General features: G+C 35.9%; 11 protein-coding genes. 7 read left to right on the forward strand and 4 right to left on the reverse strand.

The genetic code is table 11. The features are described 5' to 3' along the window. Position 1: 1 nt before the first annotated feature. The 6 genes from BC952_RS00530 (at position 2) to acs (ending at position 9,002) form a co-directional block, all read left to right on the forward strand. Complete coding sequence (locus BC952_RS00530) at positions 2-1,537, forward strand: MFS transporter (RefSeq protein WP_121363787.1); 1,536 nt, start codon at positions 2-4, stop codon at positions 1,535-1,537. An 11-nt stretch (positions 1,538-1,548) separates the two neighbouring features. Next, a complete protein-coding gene (locus tag BC952_RS00535; RefSeq protein WP_121363788.1) occupies positions 1,549-1,773 on the forward strand; it encodes a DUF6814 family protein in 225 nt (74 codons plus the stop codon). A gap of 319 nt (positions 1,774-2,092) precedes the next feature. Beyond that, entirely contained in the window at positions 2,093-4,798 is a 2,706-nt protein-coding gene (locus BC952_RS00545; RefSeq protein ID WP_121363789.1) for a sensor histidine kinase, read from the forward strand. Positions 4,799-4,801: 3 nt separating this feature from the next. Then, on the forward strand, positions 4,802-5,164 hold the full coding sequence (locus BC952_RS00550; protein WP_113637591.1) for a response regulator transcription factor: 363 nt from the start codon (positions 4,802-4,804) through the stop codon (positions 5,162-5,164). Between the two features lie 17 nt (positions 5,165-5,181). After that, positions 5,182-7,080 (forward strand): acetate--CoA ligase, encoded by a 1,899-nt coding sequence (locus BC952_RS00555; RefSeq protein WP_121363791.1) that lies wholly within the window; start codon positions 5,182-5,184, stop codon positions 7,078-7,080. Positions 7,081-7,094: 14 nt separating this feature from the next. Further along, positions 7,095-9,002 (forward strand): acetate--CoA ligase, encoded by a 1,908-nt coding sequence (gene acs, locus BC952_RS00560; protein ID WP_121363792.1) that lies wholly within the window; start codon positions 7,095-7,097, stop codon positions 9,000-9,002. A 111-nt stretch (positions 9,003-9,113) separates the two neighbouring features. Here acs and BC952_RS00565 read toward each other — a convergent pair whose 3' ends face one another. The 4 genes from BC952_RS00565 to BC952_RS00580 all read right to left on the reverse strand — a co-directional run bounded on the left by BC952_RS00565 (position 9,114) and on the right by BC952_RS00580 (position 17,485). After that, on the reverse strand, positions 9,114-12,011 hold the full coding sequence (locus tag BC952_RS00565) for an alpha-amylase family glycosyl hydrolase (protein WP_121363794.1): 2,898 nt from the start codon (positions 12,009-12,011) through the stop codon (positions 9,114-9,116). A gap of 65 nt (positions 12,012-12,076) precedes the next feature. Then, positions 12,077-12,841, reverse strand: coding sequence for a SusE domain-containing protein (locus tag BC952_RS00570; protein WP_121363795.1), 765 nt, complete (start codon positions 12,839-12,841; stop codon positions 12,077-12,079). 22 nt (positions 12,842-12,863) lie between these two features. After that, positions 12,864-14,468, reverse strand: a complete 1,605-nt coding sequence (locus BC952_RS00575; protein ID WP_121363796.1) for a RagB/SusD family nutrient uptake outer membrane protein — start codon at positions 14,466-14,468, stop codon at positions 12,864-12,866. Between the two features lie 41 nt (positions 14,469-14,509). Then, the gene (locus tag BC952_RS00580) at positions 14,510-17,485 is read right to left on the reverse strand and encodes a SusC/RagA family TonB-linked outer membrane protein (protein ID WP_121363797.1); all 2,976 of its coding nucleotides are present in this window, start codon (positions 17,483-17,485) and stop codon (positions 14,510-14,512) included. A gap of 235 nt (positions 17,486-17,720) precedes the next feature. Here BC952_RS00580 and BC952_RS00585 point away from each other — a divergent pair, with 235 nt between their 5' ends. Beyond that, positions 17,721-18,743 carry a LacI family DNA-binding transcriptional regulator gene (locus BC952_RS00585; protein WP_121363799.1) on the forward strand — a complete coding sequence of 341 codons (1,023 nt, stop codon included), beginning with the start codon at positions 17,721-17,723 and terminating at the stop codon, positions 18,741-18,743. The last annotated feature ends 21 nt before the right edge of the window (positions 18,744-18,764 follow it).

The raw sequence follows: 18,764 nt of genomic DNA on the forward strand, positions 1-18,764 counted from the left end.
TATGAGTACTAAATCAACAAAAGGAATTTGGAAAGTCATTTCCGCATCCTCAATGGGTACAATGATCGAATGGTATGATTTCTATATCTTTGGAAGTTTAGCCGTTGTAATTTCAACAAAATTTTTTCCTTCAGATAATCCTACAGCAGCCTTCTTGTCGACTTTGGCAACATTCGCAGCCGGATTCGTAGTTCGTCCTTTCGGAGCCCTTTTCTTTGGAAGATTAGGCGATTTAATTGGAAGAAAATACACGTTCATGGTGACGTTGTTATTAATGGGTGGTGCAACCTTCCTGATTGGATGTATCCCGAGTTATGAAACTATTGGATTCATGGCGCCTTTATTAGTATTAATTCTTCGTTTACTTCAAGGTCTTGCTTTGGGTGGCGAATATGGCGGAGCTGCAACGTATGTGGCAGAGCACGCTCCCGTCGGACAAAGAGGATATTGGACTTCTTGGATTCAAACTACTGCAACGGTGGGTTTATTCATCTCTTTGATGGTAATTTTAGCCACGAGAAACATCCTTACACCAGAGCAATTTGACGAATGGGGATGGAGAGTTCCGTTCTGGGTTTCTATCGTAATGGTAGGGGTTTCGTATTTGATTCGTAAAAACATGGATGAATCTCCTGTTTTTGCTAAAGCAAAAAGCGAAGGAAAAACAAGTACCAATCCTTTAAAGGAAAGTTTTGGAAACCGTTACAACTTGAAATTTGTATTATTGGCTTTATTTGGAGCAACCATGGGACAAGGAGTTGTATGGTATACCGGTCAATTTTACGCGATGAGTTTCTTAAAAACGGTAATGTCTATCGACTCCTCTCAAGTAGACACACTACTAGGAATTGCATTAATTCTTGGAACACCATTCTTCATCTTTTTTGGTTGGTTGAGTGATAAAGTAGGTAGAAAATACATTATGATGGGTGGAATGTTATTGGCTATTTTATTATACAGACCAATTTACAAACAAATGTACGAAACCACATCGGTGAAAAACAAAACCGAAATGGTCGAAAAAACTACGGTACTTGCTGAATTGAAAGAAAATAAAAAGCAAACCATGGATTCTATCTATACGACCAACAAAGAGTATGTGGATGGAACTACTTTTCAAGAAATAAAAACCGTACATTTAGAAAACGGAGCAGTAATAGTGGTGGATGGTAAACCAAAAGTGGACACCAAAACCACTATTAAAATTAACTCTAGTGACAATTGGGCTTTGATATTTCTAGTATTTGTACAAGTGATATTTGTAACGATGGTTTACGGACCTATCGCAGCGTTCTTAGTTGAAATGTTCCCGGTAAAAATTAGATATACCTCGATGTCATTGCCATACCACGTAGGAAATGGAATTTTTGGAGGGCTACTTCCAGCTATTTCAACCTATTTTGTAACCAATGCAAAAGACTTAGGCCATCCGGAATTTTACCTTGAAGGACTTTGGTATCCAATTGTTATTGCTGCAGTCAGTTTTGTAGTTGGAATGGTTTACATTAAAAATAAAGATAAAAACGCTCACGTATAAAAAACACAGCTATGAATCAGATAAAAAGAGTTTTAGGATTAGTTTGGATTGCTTGTGCTGCTGCTGCAGCGTATTTCTGCATCTTCACTTTTGGATTACCAAAATTTATGTCAGGAAAACAAGAGGATCTAGTATTCGGGATTATCATCCTTTTCATACTTACACCATTAATCGTTTTAGGATTAGGAACTTTTGGTTACTATGCCTTAATGGGAGATTATGACGAAAAAAAATAATTAAATTTCCAATAGACAGTCTCTGCATGAACTTGCAGAGATTGTTTATTTTTACTTTAAAAGCACAGGTTTGAATACCGAATCTTTAAAAAACAAAAGCACATTCCGCTGCAAAGCAAACTGCATCTTCTTATGAAAAAGAGACATGAACAAAAGTTGGTTATTCTTTCAATGCTAATGCTATTAGCTTTGAACGTGCCACTCTTGTTGTTATTTGACAGTTCGCAACCACTTTTTGGATTCCCAATTATCTACATTTATATCTTCTCGGCATGGCTGTTTTCAATTGCCATATCGTACCTAATCATAAAAAGATATTATGAATAGCATTGGACTCTTGTTAATATTAGTGCTTTATTTGTCGATTCTTTTTTACATTGCCTATTGGTCCGAAAAAAGAAGCCATTCTAAATGGACAAATAATCCCTATATCTATTCCTTTTCACTAGCCGTATATTGTACCGCCTGGACCTATTACGGAAGTATTGGTGTTGCTGCAGAATCCGGTTTGAGTTATTTACCCATTTATTTAGGACCCATATTAATTATCCCAACGTGGATGATTATTCTCAAGAAAATTATCCGAATTTCGAGAGTAAATAAAATTTCCAGTATTGCAGATTTTATTTCTTTACGATACGGAAACAGTAGATTTCTGGGAGCTTTAGTAACTACGATTTGCATTGTTGGTATTTTACCCTATATATCTTTACAATTAAAATCAATTTCAGACACTTTTCATATTGTCACCAAAACGCAGGCAAGTTCTAATATTTTCACTGACACCACAACCTATGTTTGCATAGCGTTGGCTTTATTTGCTTCCTATTATGGTACCAAATATGTAGATGCTTCCGAGAAAAGACGCGGAATCGTAACCGCAGTGGCCATGGAATCTATCCTGAAGTTAGTTTTCTTTTTGATTGTGGGGATTTATGTTACCTATTTTGTTTTTGACGGTTTTGATGATATTTATCAAAAAGCGGCTGTCCTTAAAGATTTCGACAAAAAAAATACAATTGGTGGTATCACAAACGGAATCAACTGGTTCTTCCTTTGTATTCTATCGATGTTTGCTATTTTCCTTTTACCAAGACAATTTCAAACTGCGATTGTAGAGAACAATAAAGAAACTCACATTAGAACAGCGATTTGGCTTTTCCCGTTGTACCTGCTACTTTTCAACCTTTTTGTTTTTCCAATTGCTTGGGGCGGCAATATTCTTTTTGAAGGAAAAGGGCATAATTCAGATACGTATTCCTTATTGATCCCACAGTTTTTTGACAATAATGTATTGACAGTAATGGTTTTTCTGGGCGGATTTTCGGCAGCGATTTCAATGATTATTGTATCTTCAATTGCACTCGCCACGATGCTGAGCAACAACTTACTGATTCCGTATGGCTTCATTGGCTCACTAGAAAATTCTTCACAGAAAAAAAACAGTAAACGGATTGTAAACAGCCGAAAAATAGGAATTTTTTCGCTTATCATTTTGGCGTATGCCATCTATAGAATATTCATTTTGGACTATTCTTTGGTTTCCATCGGGTTGGTTTCCTTTGTCGTTATAGCACAACTGGCTCCTTCCTTTTTTGGTGCATTATTCTGGAAAAGAGGTTCTAAATATGGTGCGGTTACCGGAATTATTCTTGGGTTTTTAACCTGTTTTTATACGCTGCTAATTCCGTACGCTATTGGAATCACAAAATCAACCAGTCTATTTATTCAGGAAGGACCTTGGGGAATTGAATTGCTAAAGCCTTTTCAACTATTTGGATTGGATTATTTAGAACCCATTCCACATGCTGTTTTTTGGAGCTTATTAATTAATATTCTGAGTTATGCTGCGGTTTCTGTAAGTTTCAAAGGCAATTACAGAGAACGCAATTATGCCGAAATGTTTGTGGATATTGACAAATACATCACCAATCACGAAAACGCTTTTGTATGGAAAGGAACTGCGTATATTTCTGATATTCAAAAAGTGTTGCAACGATTTCTTGGCGAAGAAAGAACCAAGCGCGCTTTGACTATTTTTAATTTAAAATATAATATTGACAAAGACATTACCACTGCCGATGCCCGATTTATAAAATTTGCCGAGAATTTATTGACGGGACATATTGGTACGGCTTCCGCCAAAATATTAATATCGAGTGTGGTCAAAGAAGACAAAATTAGTTTACCCGAAGTATTGCGAATTTTGGAAGAATCCAAAGAAAACATCATCATCAACAAGAAGTTGACGGATACTTCAAATGAATTAAAAAAAATATCAGAACAACTCAAAAATGCGAATCAGGAATTAGTCAACAAAGACATTCAAAAAGATGAATTTCTAGACACCGTTACCCATGAATTGAGAACTCCGATAACCGCAATTCGTGCCGCAAGCGAAATCCTTCATGATGATGACGACATTCCCGAAGAGCTGAGAAAACAGTTTTTGCAAAACATCATTTCCGAGTCGGACCGATTGAATCGTCTGATTGATAAAATTCTGGATTTAGAAAAATTTGAAACTGGCAAACAAAAGATTTATTTGTCTAAAAACAACATCACAAGAACGATAAAAAACACGTTGGATTCCCTCCAACAATTAGTAAAAAATAAAAAAATAACTATTGAATTTAAGGATGCATCCAAAGAAATAAAAGCTTTTTATGATGAAGAAAGAATCGTTCAGGTCATCCATAATTTAGTTTCAAATGCCATAAAATTCTGTTCGGAAACAGACGGAAAAATAGTGATTTCCATTGCTGAAAATAAAGACAATATCGAAGTCAAAATACACAACAACGGCAAGGGAATTAAAAAAGAAGATTTTGAAGCCATTTTTGATAAATTCTATCAATCTCGAAACCAAAACGTAAAAAAACCCATAGGAAGTGGACTGGGTTTAGCCATTTGTAAACAAATAATAGAACATCATAAAGGTAAAATTTGGGCCGAAGATAATGTGGTTGAAGGAGCCACTCTCATCTTCACATTACCCAATTATAATACAGCAGAAAATAGTTAAAAAATGAAAAAGATTTTAATTGTAGATGACGAACCAAACATTGTAATGTCACTGGAATATACTTTCAAAAAGAACAATTTTGAAGTTTTCATAGCGCGCGACGGCCAGGAAGCACTGGATATTTTACAAAAACAACTTCCGGATGTCATAATTCTGGATGTCATGATGCCTATGGTGGATGGTTTTGCCACATTGGAACAAATAAAAAAAGACGAACGACTGCGGCATTGCAAGGTCATTTTCCTTTCAGCAAAAAACAAGGAAAAAGATATTGAAAAAGGACTTTCATTAGGTGCTAATTTATATGTTGTGAAGCCCTTTTCAGTTAAAAAATTAGTCGATCAAGTTCATGAATTAATTCAATAAGAAACAAATTCAACACAATGGAATACAAGGAAATTTATGAGGACAGCATTGCGCATCCAGAAAAATTCTGGGCAGAACAAGCTGATGCAATTGAGTGGTACAATAAACCGGAGACAATTTTATCGAAAGATGAAAATGGATATCCGCTTTGGTACAAAGATGGAGAATTGAACATTTGTTATCTGGCGTTAGACAAGCACATTCAGGATGGCTGTGGAGATCAGGTCGCTTTTATTTATGATTCGCCGGTGACACAAACCGTAAAAAAATACACTTTTTCGGAAGTAAAAACCGAAGTCGCAAAACTCGCGGGAGGCATGCAATCATTGGGATTAAAAAAAGGCGACACCGCCATAATTTACATGCCCATGATTCCTCAAACTGCTTTCGCGATGTTGGCTTGCGCGAGAATTGGCGTGATCCACTCGGTTGTTTTTGGGGGTTTTGCACCACATGAATTGGCTATCAGAATCGACGATTGCAAACCCAGAGCGATTATAACGGCATCATCCGGAATAGAGATTGACCGATTAATTGCTTACAAACCTTTGGTGGATGAAGCCATTGCACTTGCTTCACACCGACCGAAAAAAGTAATCGTTTTCAATAGAAAATTAGGCGCCAGAATTCCGTTTAAGAAATATGATGTAGATTACGATGCGTTGGTTTACGGCTCCGAAGAAACGTCTTGTGTTCCTGTTAATTCGAATCATCCGCTGTATATTTTGTACACATCCGGAACTACGGGAAAACCAAAAGGAATTGTTAGAGATACTGGTGGATATGCCGTAGCATTGAAATTTTCGATGAAATACATTTACAATGTAAAGGAAGACGAGACTTTTTGGGCGGCATCGGATATGGGTTGGGCAGTTGGGCACAGCTACATTCTTTACGGACCATTATTAAACCGAAATACAACAATAATTTTCGAAGGAAAACCGATAAAAACTCCGGATTCGAGTACGTTTTGGAGAATAATTTCAGAACATAAAGTAGGCACCATGTTTACCGCTCCAACCGCCATTAGAGCCATCAAAAAAGAAGATCCTGACGGAGAATTCATCAAACAATATGATTTAAGCCATCTTAAAAACCAATTTTTGGCGGGAGAACGTTGTGACAATGCTACGCTGGAATGGTACCAACAGCACATTCCTATTCCTGTAATTGACCATTGGTGGCAAACAGAATCGGGCTGGCCAATGATTGCTAATTCTCTTGGAATTGAAAAAATGCCGGTCAAATCCGGTTCTGCCACAAAAGCTGTTTGTGGGTATGACATTCGGATTTTTAATGAAAACGGCGACGAATTAAGCGCCAATGAAGAAGGTTTGGTGGTTGTAAAATTACCTTTACCTCCGGGAAATATGTTGGGTATTTGGGAAAACGAAGCACGTTTCAAAGCTGGATATTTCAGCAAATTTGACGGTTATTATTTGTCTGGCGATGGAGGCTATAAAGATGAAGACGGATATATTTTCATCACCGGAAGAACGGATGACGTGATAAATGTTGCGGGACATCGATTGTCAACAGCAGAAATGGAAGAAGTTGTTGCTTCCCACCATTCGGTGGCTGAATGTGCCGTTATTGGAATTCACGATGAGTTGAAAGGACAAATTCCTTTGGCTTTGGTGGTAACCAAATCAGGAGATGAAATCGAACATTATCAATTGGAACAAGAAATCATTAAACTGGTTCGTCAGCAAATTGGCGCAGTTGCCTCGCTGAGAAATGTAATTATTGTACAACGATTACCAAAAACACGCTCGGGGAAAATCCTCCGAAAACTGATGCGCAGCATTACTGATGGAGAGGAATTCCAAATTCCATCCACCATTGATGATGAAAACATTATCGAAGAAATCGTTACCACATTAAAAAAGTATAAAATAGGTGTTTATAATATTTAAAATTTACCAAAATCATGAGTTACTATAAAATTAATAATTTAGAAGAATACTTCAAACATTACAAAAAATCAGTTCGTGAACCCAAAAAATTCTGGGACAAAGTGGCGTCTGAAAATTTTACTTGGTACCAAGAATGGGATAAAGTAGTCGATTTTAATATGGCTGAGGCCGATATAAAATGGTTTACCAATGCAAAAGTAAACATTGTAAAAAACTGTATCGACAGGCATCTTGCTAAAAAAGGAGATAAAACAGCTATCATTTTTGAACCAAATGATCCCAATGAAGAAGCTTTGCATATTTCGTATAATGAATTGTACGAACGTGTTTGCAAAATGGCGAATGTCTTAAAAGAACAAGGCATACAAAAAGGAGATCGTGTTTGTATTTACTTGCCAATGATTCCTGAATTAGCGATTACCACTTTGGCCTGCGCCAGAATTGGAGCCATTCACTCGGTTGTTTTTGCAGGATTTTCAGCTTCGGCAGTTGCAGCAAGAATCAATGACAGCGAATGCAAAATGGTCATCACTTCAGATGGTGGATATCGCGGGAACAAAACCATCGATTTGAAAAGTATCGTTGATGAAGCCTTATTGAATTGTCCTTGCGTAGAGAACGTTTTGGTGGCTAAAAGAATAAACTCAACTATCAAGATGAAAGAAGGTCGTGACCAATGGTTACAGCCTCTTTTAGACCAAGCTTCGGATAATAATGTGGCAGAAATCATGGATGCCGAAGATCCTTTGTTCATCCTTTATACTTCCGGTTCAACAGGAAAACCAAAAGGAATGGTACACACTACTGCGGGTTATATGGTGTATTCAGCCTATACATTTAAGAACGTTTTTAATTATGAAGACAATGATATTTTCTGGTGTACCGCTGATATTGGCTGGATTACCGGACATTCTTATATTCTTTACGGACCATTATTGAACGGAGCTACGACGGTAATTTTCGAAGGCGTTCCGTCTTATCCTGATTTTAGTCGCTTTTGGCAAACCATCGAAAAACACAAAGTTACCCAGTTTTACACGGCACCAACAGCTATTAGAGCCTTGGCAAAAGAAAGCATCGAATACGTGCAAAGGTACCAATTGACCTCTTTAAAAGTGATTGGATCAGTGGGAGAACCTATTAATGAGGAAGCTTGGCACTGGTACAACAACCACGTAGGAGACAAGAAATGTCCTGTCGTAGATACTTGGTGGCAAACGGAAACCGGAGGAATTATGATTTCGCCAATTGCGTTTGTAACGCCAACAAAACCTACTTATGCTTCGTTACCGTTACCGGGAATCCAACCTGTTTTGATGGATGAAAAACGCAACGAAATTGAAGGCAATCAAGTAACCGGAAGTTTATGTATTAAATTCCCTTGGCCAGGAATTGCCAGAACGATTTGGGGCGATCATCAAAGATACAAGGAAACCTATTTTTCTACCTTTCCAGGTAAATATTTCACTGGCGACGGCGCTTTACGTGACGAAGTTGGGTATTACAGAATCACTGGTCGTGTAGATGATGTGGTTATCGTTTCCGGACACAATTTGGGGACTGCACCGATAGAAGATGCCATCAATGAACATCCTGCAGTTGCAGAATCAGCCATTGTAGGTTTCCCACATGATATCAAAGGAAATGCATTGTATGGTTTTGTAATTCTAAAAGAAACCGGAGAATATCGAGATAGAGATAATCTTAGCAAAGAGATTAACCAACACATATCAGATCATATTGGACCCATAGCAAAATTGGACAAAATCCAGTTTGTTTCCGGTTTACCAAAAACCCGTTCCGGAAAAATCATGCGTAGGATTCTGCGTAAGATTGCTGAAGGTGATTACTCTAATTTTGGCGATACCTCAACGTTGTTGAATCCTGAAATTGTGGATGAAATTAAAGACGGTAAAATTTAATTTTTAGTTTTAATTTGTTGTTAAAAACTGCTTCATTACCGAAGCAGTTTTTTTTATACAAAAACGGCTGTCTTTTTAGGGACAGCCGTTTTTCACTAATTCAACGTATTCTTAATTTCTCAACAGTTTCAATACCTTCATTTCATTATTTTCATCAAATGCTTTTACGATGTAAAGTCCTTGATTCAAATCACTAACCATAAATTTACTTCCTTCAGATTGATTTGCATCAAACGATTTTACCAATTGTCCCGTGATAGAAAAAATCTGTACTTTAGAAGTCGTTTCATTCAATGTAAAATAATCAGACGCTGGGTTGGGATACAACACAATTGTTGGTGATTTTTCGTAATCGGCTATAGCCAAAAAAGCCGTTTTATTACCGTAGATTCGGTATTCTCCGGGCAGAATTGTTATTGGATCATTTACATTAGTCACCGTGATTGTTGTATTATCCATCAAATTGTACCACTGTCCAATATAAGGAAATCCAGTTGCCACATTTTGTGTAGTTACATTAAAATTAGCCAAAATCAAAACATCTTTAAGTTGGCTTGACGCCAAAGCACTATTGGTAATTCTGATATTTGGATACAAGGAACTGGTATTCGACATGGTTGCAGTTCCCGAAAAAACAGGCTCTACAGTTTTCATCGTAATCATTTTAGACCAATCGTTATAAATTTTACTTCTATTGGCATCTCCAAGCCAATTATTAACCCATTGCGGCTGTTGTTTAGTATCTAATTTACAATCCCCAGATGTAGCATCTGACGAAGTATTTACCGTTCCATTGTTACAAGCAAAAATAGAATTTTCCCAACCTAGTTCCCCAAAATGCCAAATCATCTTTGGTCCTGGAACCAATAAAGAAACGGCTCCAATTGCTGACATTCTAGACAAAGCTACATTTAGTGTTTTTACATTATGAGCAGCATTGGTACTATTCCCGAATTGTAAATTCTTATACATTAGTCTTTCCTCATCATGACTTTCGGCATAACCGATCAATCTATTTGTGGTAAAACCTCTGCTCGTGCTATTCATGCGAGAAATATTTCCAGAATATCCCATAGACAATTCATTGTATTGACTGGTCATTATTCCCCACATCATAATCCCTTTACTAATTCCATCAGACTCACCTGTAATTCTGTAATTAGCCCAAAGTTGCTCTTCATCATCATTCCCTAAGTGTTCAAAAATAGTATAATGAGTTGGGTCTAAACTCCAAGAATAATCAGCATAGGCTTTCAAAACATCTACACGATCTTGTTGTTTAACATTGGTACATGGATCTTGACCACCAGCGACATTCGAAGGGCAATTTTGAGTAAAACCTTTGGTTAAATCCCAACGAAATCCGTCAATTTTAAATTCTTCAATCCATTGTTTAATGACCCGTTGCACATAATTTTGTGTTCTTGGCTGTTGGTGGTTAAAATCATTACCCACACTGTAACTATGCATTGCCGTTGTATTAAAATAAGGATTTTCAGAAGTAGGCCCGCCCCATCCGTCACCATCAGGATCGTTCATCCACATCCTAACCATCGGATTTCTATCAAAAGCATGATTTAAAGCAACATCCAGAATCACAGCAATTCCATTTTGATGGCATAAATCAATAAACTCTTTTAATTTATCAGAAGTTCCGTAAAATTTATCCAAAGCCATGTGAAAAGAGGTATTGTATCCCCAACTTTCGTTGCCTTCATATTCCATTACAGGCATTAACTCAATCGCATTTATTTTCAAGTTTTTGAAATAATCGATTTTATTAATTAGGTCCTGATAGCTTCTATTAGCATCAAAATCACGTACTAACAATTCGTAAACTACCAGTTTTTCTTTTGCAGGCTTAACAAAATTTGTTGTGGCGCTACTCCATGCGTAAGGTGTTTTTCCCGTTTGCAATACTGTTACTTCTCTGTCTTGACCTACTGGATAAACTGGTAGATTTGGATAACTGGAAGCAGGAATAAAAGGATCGTCATTAGGAGATAATACTAACGTCGAATACGGATCGGCAGTTTTCACTAAAGAAGGTGTTCCAGCAATAGGTGTTGCATCAACTACCCAATACTGGTATGTATAATTTGTACCTGAAACTAATCCAGTCAATTCTAACCAAAACTTACCCGAAGCCGAGTCTTTTTTCATGGCAAAAGAACTAGTCGGTTGCCAATTGTTGAAACTTCCCGCTACGTAAATAAAATCTTTGAACGGAGCATCCAAAACCAAAGTTGCTCTTGTAACGTCGGAAGAATTATAATTGATTCCGTCCAATAAACCAGCAGGCATCGCCTCACTAACCACACTTGGATTCACTATAGCGCTAAACTTTTTAGTAATTACAGTTGTCCCTTGAGTAACCTGCAATTCGTAGTTTTGATTCCCTGTGATATTTGTGTGATTAAAAGCATAGCTAGAAGTAGCTGCATTTGTATTTAATGTAATACCGTTTGCTTTCAATACATAACTGGCATTTCCACCCGTATTAGAAGCTGAAATATTCAAACTTCCACCAGATGCAATAATTGTAGAACCATTTTCTGCGGGTGTATTTAGAGTCACTTGGTACGCACCTACTTCAACAAAATTATCTTGCGATTTTTTGTCCCCAGTCCCATCCTTAGCTTTCACTAGGAAACCTATTTTACCTATTCCGTTTCTGTTGTAAAAGGTAGTGGGAGTAAATGTTTTTGTATAGGTATCTGTGGCCGAATTATAGGTAAAACGATTTGCCTCGCTAGATGAGGTCCATGTGCCATTAGTAGGGCAGTCAATACTGTTCGCATCATTAATATCAAAAGACCAGGTCCACATATATAATGCATTTCCGTTAACTCCCCAAGTTGCTTCATTTACATTATTCCCATTGATAGTAATGGTAATAGATGTCGTTTCTTCAAAAGTAGCTGGACTTATGCTATAAGCGATTGTTTGTTGTTGCCCAATCGCGATAATTGAAAAGAAAAGCGATACTAAAAGTATAATTTTTTTCATAGTTTTTTGCTTTTATAAAAAAAGGGCTATCCATGAGATAGCCCTTTTACATTAATTAAAAATTACTAATTCTTAACAATGGTATACGTTTTAGCAGTAAAATCGGCTACAATAGTATAATTACCTGCTATTTGAATCGGGATATTAGCTCCACCTGACTCTAATGTTAGATTATTTCCATCATCTCCAAAGTTTGTTGCCCATGCGTCATCTAATCTAAATTTAATTTCTCCAACTGCTAAATCAATTGTAATTGAATATTTTTTAGTAGTCAATGAATAATCTAAATTTACATCTGAAGCCCAACCATCACCACCAGTTGTTGCTGCTGTTGCACTACCAATCATACCCCAGTTTGGCCAAGCTGGATAAGGCGTTACTTTGATAGTAAAAGAATTAGACACTTGAGGAAGCGAACCCACTCCACCTACTGTAGATTTGATACGCACATCGATTTGAGCTTCAACAAAAGGTGCAAATCCAGCATTTAAAGCAGCTGAGTTCAGTTCCCCAACGGTAAAGCTTTTAAATTTATCGGTTGTTGTTCCAGCAACAGAAGGTGTTGCAAAATCAGTACCGGCTTTTGCCATTTCGATTGTGTAGTTTACCACAGTACTGCTTCCTTCGTATTGTGCATCATCCCAAACAAAAGTTGTTGCTAAATTTCCAGCATTAGTATTTTGGAGTACTATATTAAAATCTCCTTGAGGAGTAAGCAATACAGGAGCTGTTGCTTCAGTAATTACTGGTCTATTTTCAACATCATCACCAGAGCATGACACGGCTAATACGCCAATAAATGCGATTAAAATTTTATTTATGTTTTTCATTTTTATTATGTTTTAAAATTAGTTAGTATCCAGGGTTTTGAATTAAAGTTGGGTTAGCTTGAATTGCCGTTGCAGGGATTGGCATAAGATTACGGTAAGATGCTGTAGAAGTACCGTTTTTAACGCCACCTTTCCATTGCCATATTTTACTTGAACCTGTAAATTTGTCAAATCGAATTAAATCTGTTCTTCTGTGACATTCCCAAAACAATTCTCTACCTCTTTCTGCTAGAATAAAATCAAGGGTTAAGTCTGTAGCTGTAACTGCAGTTGCACCAGCTCTGGTTCTTAACTGGTTAATATAAGTAACCGCTGTTGGAATAAGTCCACCTGCACCACCTCTTAATGTAGCTTCTGCATACATTAAATAAACATCTGACATTCTAAACATTGGAAAATCAATATCAGGAATATCGTTTCTTTGAGCAGGGCTACCATCTGCTTTTTTATTGATATATTTTGTAACGGCATAGCCATTTGTAAAGGTACCTACTGCATCAATATCTAATGTCTGACCGTTAGTATAAAAACTACCTCTTTTATCAGCAGTCCCTGTTTCGTCAGGGAAGGATTGAACAAATTCTTTTCTTGTTCTAATTCCTTGCCATCCGCCATCCATACCTCTGTCACCTGCAACCATAGATCCTCCAATAGAAGCGTGCATAATAAAACTCATTCCTGCACCTGTTGCTCTTATTAAATTACCATCACTTACTACAGGAAAAATGATTTCATTTTGAGAACCGTTAGTATTGTTATCCGCAGAAAATAAATATCTATAAGGAACATTTGCAAAAGAGTATGCTGAATTTATTACATCATTACAAGCAGTAATACATTCTGTGTTTTTTGCTGTACCAGTATACACTTTTGCGTTTAAGTAAATCTTAGCTAATAAAAACTTAGCGGCTGTTTTATCAATTCTTCCGTATTCATTAGCTTTAGATGCTTTTAAACTATTATCTAAATCTTTCAATTCGTTTTCAACGAAAGCGAATACTTCTGCTCTTGATTTTTGAACTGGATTATAAAATCCTACTGGATCAGCCTCAGTTGTAATAGGCACATTTCCAAATAAATCCATTAATTGAACATAGTCAAAAGCTCTTAAAAAACGAGCTTCTGCTCTAAAAGTGGCGATTTCTGCTTTCAGAGCAGCATCAACTCCTCTAGCCTCTAATTTATCATCGCTTGTCTGTCTTAAAAACTCATTTGCAAGACTTATCTGATAAAAAGATCTGGAATATACTCCATATAAAAACTCATTATTCGGAGTCCATGTTTGAGTGTTCATAGTAGGCAGTGAACCATCAGCCCAAGCAATAATTGCTTCATCAGTTGTGAACTCTTGCATCACAAAAAGCAATCTTAAGTAACTGCTAAAATCGCCTCCAATTCCAGAGATATCTCCGCTAGAATCTCCATCATTTCCTCCTACATATAAACCAGCATACAATTTTGCTAATACTTTTTTATATGAACTAGGATCCTTAAAGAAAACTTCTGATAGAAATTCATCATCATCTTTTGGAGTTACGTTCAGGTCATCGCTACATGAAGTAAAAGCGATATTCATTCCTAAAATCATTAGAAGTAAATAACTTATTTTTTTAAATGATATTTTCATTTTATTCGTTTTTAAATTTTATTTATATAAAAAATATATAATTAGAAATTAGCATTTACGCCAAATACAAAAGTTCTAGCGCGTGGATAGACAGAACCGTCAACACCTGAGAAATTTTCTGGATCTAGTCCGTCATATTTACTGAACACTAAAGCATTTTGAACCCCTAATGAAAATCGTAATGACACATCTTTAAGTAATGATTTATCCATACTGTACCCAACAGTTACGTTATCTAATTTTATAAAAGAAGCATCTTTTACAAAATAATCAGATAAATAACGTTGTGTACCATTGTCTTCAAAAGTGAAGCCTGTTGCATAATAATCAGGTGTAATATTTGCTAAATCAGAATCTCTTCTCAATGCAGCTTGTAAATATCCTTTATCCGAATTAATGTTATCGAAGATGAAATTTCCTAGACTTGCTCTCCAACTCATTGTAAAATCGAATTTTTTATAATTCAAAGTACTAAACAATCCAAAAGTATAATCGGCATTTGGTTTATGAAAACGGTATCTATCGCTATTATCAATTTTACCATCTGCGTTTCTATCTACATAAGCACCTTGAATAGGTCTCTTGTTTGTATCATATAATTGCTCAAAAACATAAAATGCACCCGGATTAAATCCAACTGAATTAATTTTTACTTTATTATTACTCCCTCCGGCTATATTATCACCCGTTTCATAGCCTTGAAATCCTGGAACTGTAAGTCCTAAATCGGTAATCTCTTGGTGTATGTAAGCCGTGTTAAAAGCAAGATTCCAGTTCAAGTTTTCATTTTTAACAACATCTGCATTAATATTAAATTCAATACCTTTAGTTGTAACACTTCCGATATTTGAAAAACCTGAATTTCTTAAGTTTGCACCATCGGGATAAGCGATATCAGCTAAAAGATCATTTGCCTCTTTCTGAAAATAATTTACTGACCCATTGATTCTGTCATTGAATAAACCATAATCTAAACCAATATTAATCTCACTAGTTTCTTCCCATTTAATATCCTTATTATATCCTTCCGTTTTTGCTACCTGGTATGCTGTACTTCCAAATATGTAATTTGAATTAACCGTACCTAAAGTAACTCTTCTCAAGTAGTCATAAGATGCAGAAATATCTTGTTGTCCAGTTGTACCGTATCCTACCCTTAATTTCAAACCAGATACTGTTTCGTTATCTTTCAAAAAAGACTCTTCAGCTATATTCCAAGCAAAAGCAGCTCCAGCAAAATTACCCCATCTGTTCTCTTCTGAGAAACGAGAAGTTCCATCTCTTCTGTAATTTAGAGTAATCAAATACCTACTATCATACCCTAAATTAGCTCGGCCAAAATAAGATTGTAAATTTATATCTGGATCTGTAGCAACATCTTGAGCTGGATTTGGACGTCTTAAGTCTCCACTTACATATCCTTCTCTTTCGAACATCTGATAGTTATAGCCTCCCGTTAAATCTACTTTAAATTTCCCAAATTCCTTAACATAATTTAAATAAGCATTTAAATTTTTGTTTTGGCGTGTATCAGTATATTTTTTATAATCTCCAACATTAGTCCATTGCCCTGATGAAAAAGTATTTAATTGAAATCCAGTAATACTATTAGGACTAGTTTCCTCAAAACCATTGCTGTCAAATTTATCAATCCCTAATTCAGCAACTGCTCTTAATTCTTCTAAAAAATGAAATTTATAATCAACTCTAATATTACCCCATTTTCTTGTAGATGTTGACCTTCTGTTATTTTGATTCAATAAAGCTACTGGATTTTTTGCTGCCAATAAATTCACGTCCCCATTAGCTTCTAACCATTCAAAATACCCTCCATAACGAGAACCATCTTGATAAACAGATTGCGTAGGATCAAACCCTATTGCACTTCCAATAACTCTTCCTTCATCTTGAAATTGATTTTTACCAAATGATAAATTTCCATTAATATCAATCTTCAAATGATTATCAAGAAAAGTTGGATTTAAAGATAATGATGTAGTAGTTCTTTCAAAACTAGTATTTTTCAAAATACCTGGCGTATTGGTGTTCCCTACAGAAATTCTTGCTGGAAGTTTCTTAAACAGAGAGCCGCTTACAGCAATATTATTGTCCGAAGTAAAAACATTGCTAAATATTTCATCTTGCCAATCCGTATTAGCAGTACCTAATTTTGCTTTTTGTGCAGCAGACCCATTTGCATTAACCAAAGCACGAAACTCATCCGCACTTAAGACATCTACTGTATTTGCTACTGTACTTAAACCGGTTTGCGAATTAAATGAAACTTTCAATCCATCTTTAGAACCTTTTTTAGTTGTAATTACAATTACCCCATTTGCTGCTCTTGATCCATAAATTGCAGCTGCGGAAGCATCTTTTAAAACAGTAAAAGTTTCAATGTCATTAGGATCTATTGTAGATAATATACTTGTAGAACCATTTGGAACAGCATTACTCAATGGCAATCCGTCTAAAACAATCAAAGGCTCATTGGAAGCATTCAAAGATGACCCACCTCTAATTCTAATGTTAGCTTTTGCACCAGGGGATCCACCTCCGGTAATACTTACTCCCGCAACACGCCCTGTAATCAAGCTTTCAGCAGTAACATTTTGTCCTTTATTAAAATCTTTAGCCGCTAAAACTGTAACCGCACCGGTCGCATCTTTTTTCTTAACAGTCCCGTACCCAACCTGAACTACAACTTCCTGCAATTGATTAGCATCTTCTTCTAAAGAGACATTTAATGAATTCTGAGTAACATAGTCTACAACAGTATTTTTGTATCCAATGTAAGAGAATACGATTTTATCGCCTTTCTTAATTTTAGTCAACTGGTATTTACCATCAAAATCAGTAGAAACACCATTTGCGGCACCTTGCACATTTACATTTACTCCCGGAATAGGCTGTCCTGACACTTTATCAAGAACAATCCCACTAACTGTATTCTGAGCCAGAATACTAAAAGGGAGCAGCAGTAATAAAATCAACAACTTTTTATAAATTGTTTTCATACTTTTTGTTTAAATTAATTTAATTTTTGGTTTATTTTTCATGCTTAACTATTACTTCGAATGTTAAATTTATGTAAATTTTGTTACGCTCGACAACAGCGCTTTTTATTTGAGTTACGAAAACGTAATAGTGTTGAAAACTTTCTGATTTATATAAATTTTTACCACTTTAATTACCATTTGTAAAATTAAATTTTACCTTTAGTAAGAAATAAATTTTTACCACATCTTCACCATGAAAAGGAAAATAACACTTAAACAAATTGCTAAAGAACTTGACGTTTCAATTTCTACCGTTTCAAAATCTTTAAGAAACAGCTTAGAAATCAGTGAAGAAACTAGACTCAAGGTACAGGCTTTTGCTAAATTCTACAATTACAAACCTAACAATATTGCCCTTAGTCTAAAAAACAGAAAAACCAAAACGATTGGAATCATCATTCCTGAAATTGTACACCATTTCTTTTCAACGGTCATCAATGGCATAGAGCACGTAGCCAATGAAAACGGGTATAGCGTTATCATTTGCCTGTCAGACGATTCCTTTGACAAAGAAGTACTTAACATGGAAATGTTAGCTAATGGCAGTATTGATGGATTCATTATGTCACTTTCAAAAGAAACGCAGTTCAAAGCAGATTTTCATCACATCACAGAGGTTATCGATCAGGGAATGCCCGTAGTAATGTTTGACAGAGTCACTAATGAAGTCCTTTGTGACAAAGTAATCATAGACGATAAGTTAGCAGCTTACGAAGCAGTTCAAAGTTTGATTGATAAAGGTCGAAAAAAAATTGCCCTGGTAACTACAGTAGATTACGTAAGTGTCGGAAAACTTCGAACTGACGGCTACGTAAAAGCATTACTTGACAATGAAATACCATTTGATGAAAACCTGATTATAAAAATTGAAGATGTGGACACTTGTGAAATCACCATTGGAAAACTTCTCGAAGACAAAGCTATTGATGCCGTTTTTGCAGTGAACGAACTTTTTGCAGTGACGATAATTAAAACAGCTAACAAAATAGGATTAAATGTTCCTAAAGACTTAGCAGTCATCGCTTTTACGGATGGAATTATTTCAAAATATTCTACTCCAACTATTACCACCGTAAGCCAAAGCGGAATAAAAATGGGAAATAAAGCAGCTAAAATGTTAATAGACAGACTTGAATCTGAAGATCAGGATGAGGACGAAAACTATAAAACCGAAGTAATAGAAACTCATTTGATAGAAAGAGAATCTACAAATTAGATGAGCTGGATAAAATTCTGA

The sequence above is a fragment of the Flavobacterium limicola genome, assembly GCF_003634755.1.
In the GTDB taxonomy this organism is placed as follows: Bacteria; Bacteroidota; Bacteroidia; order Flavobacteriales; family Flavobacteriaceae; genus Flavobacterium; species Flavobacterium limicola.

Excerpts from the sequence above, each read along its gene's own strand:
- acs (WP_121363792.1), top strand. The coding sequence starts at position 7,095 with ATGAGTTACTATAAAATTAATAATTTAGAAGAATACTTCAAACATTAC.
- BC952_RS00550 (WP_113637591.1), top strand. The coding sequence starts at position 4,802 with ATGAAAAAGATTTTAATTGTAGATGACGAACCAAACATTGTAATGTCA.
- BC952_RS00565 (WP_121363794.1), bottom strand. The coding sequence starts at position 12,011 with ATGAAAAAAATTATACTTTTAGTATCGCTTTTCTTTTCAATTATCGCG.
- BC952_RS00585 (WP_121363799.1), top strand. The coding sequence starts at position 17,721 with ATGAAAAGGAAAATAACACTTAAACAAATTGCTAAAGAACTTGACGTT.
- BC952_RS00555 (WP_121363791.1), top strand. The coding sequence starts at position 5,182 with ATGGAATACAAGGAAATTTATGAGGACAGCATTGCGCATCCAGAAAAA.
- BC952_RS00535 (WP_121363788.1), top strand. The coding sequence starts at position 1,549 with ATGAATCAGATAAAAAGAGTTTTAGGATTAGTTTGGATTGCTTGTGCT.
- BC952_RS00530 (WP_121363787.1), top strand. The coding sequence starts at position 2 with ATGAGTACTAAATCAACAAAAGGAATTTGGAAAGTCATTTCCGCATCC.
- BC952_RS00580 (WP_121363797.1), bottom strand. The coding sequence starts at position 17,485 with ATGAAAACAATTTATAAAAAGTTGTTGATTTTATTACTGCTGCTCCCT.
- BC952_RS00570 (WP_121363795.1), bottom strand. The coding sequence starts at position 12,841 with ATGAAAAACATAAATAAAATTTTAATCGCATTTATTGGCGTATTAGCC.
- BC952_RS00545 (WP_121363789.1), top strand. The coding sequence starts at position 2,093 with ATGAATAGCATTGGACTCTTGTTAATATTAGTGCTTTATTTGTCGATT.
- BC952_RS00575 (WP_121363796.1), bottom strand. The coding sequence starts at position 14,468 with ATGAAAATATCATTTAAAAAAATAAGTTATTTACTTCTAATGATTTTA.